This is a genomic window from Streptomyces sp. NPDC020845 (assembly GCF_044334165.1).
Lineage (GTDB): Bacteria > Actinomycetota > Actinomycetes > Streptomycetales > Streptomycetaceae > Streptomyces.
On the sequence record NZ_JBIRSJ010000074.1, the window covers coordinates 1 to 2,640 of the forward strand.

Genomic DNA, 2,640 nt, shown 5'->3' on the forward strand with positions numbered 1-2,640 from the left:
TCCTTTGACCGCCGTGTTCCATGCTGCGGGGGTCGCGGGCTACGGTCTGGTCCGCGAACTGGACGTGGCGGATCTGGATGCCGAGATGGCCGCCAAGACCCTCGGTGCCCGTCATCTTGACGAGCTGACCGCCGAACTCGGCCTGGAGCTGGAGGCGTTCGTTCTCTTTTCCTCCGGCGCCGCTGTGTGGGGAAGTGCGGGAAGCGGTGGTTACGCGGCGGCGAACGGGTACTTGGATGGTCTGGCGCAGGAGCGTCGGGCGCGTGGTCTGGCGGCGACGTCGGTGTCGTGGGGCAACTGGAAGGACACCGGTCTGGCGACCGATACGACCGCGGAGCAGTTGGCACGTCTCGGTGTCCGGCCGATGGATCCGGCGCTGGCGGTAGCGGCCCTCCGGCAGGTGCTGGAGCACGACGAGATCGCGCTGACCGTGACCGACATGGACTGGGCGCGCTTTGCTCCCGGCTACACGCTGGCCCGCCGCCGCCCGCTGATCGAGGACATCCCCGAAGCCACCCGCGCGCTCAGCGAGGACTCCGCCGACCCGGCGAACGACATGGCCGGAGCTGCCCTGCGGGCCGAGCTGGAAGGACTGGGCCGGGCCGAGCAGCTCGCCGCGCTCATGGACCTGGTGCGTGGTGAGGTCACCCGCATCCTGGCGGGTGCCTCCGTGGCCGACATCACGCCGGAGAGGCCGTTCAAGGAGCTCGGGTTCGACTCGCTGACCGCGATGGAACTGCGCAACCTGCTCACCATCGCCACGGGACTGCGCCTGCCCGCCACCCTTGTCTTCGACTACCCCAATCCGCGACAGCTTGCCGCCCATCTGTGCGACGAACTGATCGGCGTTGGCGCGGATCCCGTGGGGGCCGACGTCGTCGTACGCGGCTCGTCCGACGAACCGCTGGCCGTCGTCGGCATGGCCTGCCGTTACGCGGGCGGCGTGTCGACCCCCGAGGACCTGTGGCAGATGGTGGCGGAGAGCAGGGAAGGGCTCACCGACGTCCCCTCCTATCGAGGGTGGGAGGGGTGGAACGTCGCCAGCCTTCGTCGCGCCGGCTTCCTGCACGAGGCGGGTGACTTCGACGCCGGTTTCTTCGGGATCTCGCCGCGTGAGGCCGCGACCATGGACCCGCAGCAGCGGCTTCTGCTGGAGGTGTCGTGGGAGGCCGTGGAGCGGACCGGTATCGACCCCAAGTCGCTGCGGGGCAGTGACACAGGCGTTTTCGTGGGCGGTACGGCCGTCGAGTACGGCGCATTGCTGATGAACTCGCCGACCGGCCAGGGCTACGCCGTCACCAGCTCCTCCGGCAGCGTTTTGTCGGGTCGTGTCTCCTACACCCTCGGCCTGGAAGGGCCCGCCGTCAGCGTGGACACGGCATGCTCGTCCTCCCTCGTCGCCCTGCACCTCGCCGCCCAGGCGTTGCGCAACGGCGAGTGCGGCCTCGCGCTCACCGGTGGTGTCGGTCTGATGGCCACACCTGGCGGGTTCGTGGAGTTCGACACGCTTGGCGGACTGTCGTCCGACGGCCATACCAAAGCCTTTGCAGCGTCCGCCGACGGTATCGGCTGGGGCGAAGGCGTCGGCATGATCGTGCTGGAACGTTTGTCGGACGCGCGCCGCAACGGGCACGAGGTGCTGGCGGTGGTCCGCGGGTCGGCGGTCAACCAGGACGGTGCGTCGAACGGTCTGAGTGCTCCGAACGGTCCGTCGCAGCAGCGGGTGATCCGGCAGGCGGTCGCCAATGCCGGGCTGACCCTCGCGGACGTCGACATGGTCGAGGCGCATGGCACCGGCACCACGCTCGGCGACCCCATCGAGGCGCAGGCCCTGCTGAACACCTACGGTCAGGAACGACACGACGGCCAACCGCTGTGGCTCGGCTCCGTGAAAACCAACATCGGGCACACGGGCGCTGCCGCGGGTGTGGCGGGCATCATCAAGTCCGTCCTCGCCCTGCGCAACGGCGTCATGCCGATGACCCTGAACGTGGACGAGCCGACACCGAAGGTCGACTGGTCGGCGGGAGCGGTGGAGTTGCTGACCCAGGGGCGGGAATGGCCCCAGACGGACCGTACGCGGCGTGCGGGTGTGTCCTCGTTCGGGATCAGCGGTACCAACGCCCACGTGATCATCGAGGAGGCACCCCCGGCCGAGGAATCCTCGGACCAGCCCGGGACCGACCTTCCGGCGGCCCCCGCACTCGCGACACCGGTCGTTCCGTGGGTGTTCTCCGGACGGTCGAACGGAGCCCTGCGCGGCCAGGCCGAGCGCCTGTCAGCACTGGCGGAGAACGAACCCGGCCTCGACCTCACCGACGCGGCGTTCTCCCTGGCGACGACGCGAGCCAGTCTGGAACACCGCGCCGTGGTGCTCGGCCGTGACACGTCGGAAATGCTCGACGGCCTGCGCGGGCTCACCGCACAGGGCTCGTTCGCCGGCGTGGTCTCCGGTGTTACCGCTGCCGACAGCCGTGCTGTCTTTGTGTTTCCTGGTCAGGGGTCGCAGTGGGTGGGGATGGGGCGGGAGTTGTGGGAGGTTTCGTCTGTTTTTGCTGAGTCGATGGTGGCGTGTGAGCGGGCGTTGGTGCCGTTTGTGGATTGGTCGTTGCGGGATGTGGTGTTTGGTGGTGGGGGTGA

1 protein-coding gene is annotated in these 2,640 nt (G+C 69.0%); it reads left to right on the forward strand.

Annotation, left to right across the window (positions count from 1 at the left end):
* Positions 1 to 13: 13 nt before the first annotated feature.
* Positions 14 to 2,640, forward strand: a 2,627-nt coding sequence (locus tag ACH4U7_RS53115) for a beta-ketoacyl synthase N-terminal-like domain-containing protein (protein ID WP_398534932.1), incomplete at its 3' end; no start/stop codon positions are given.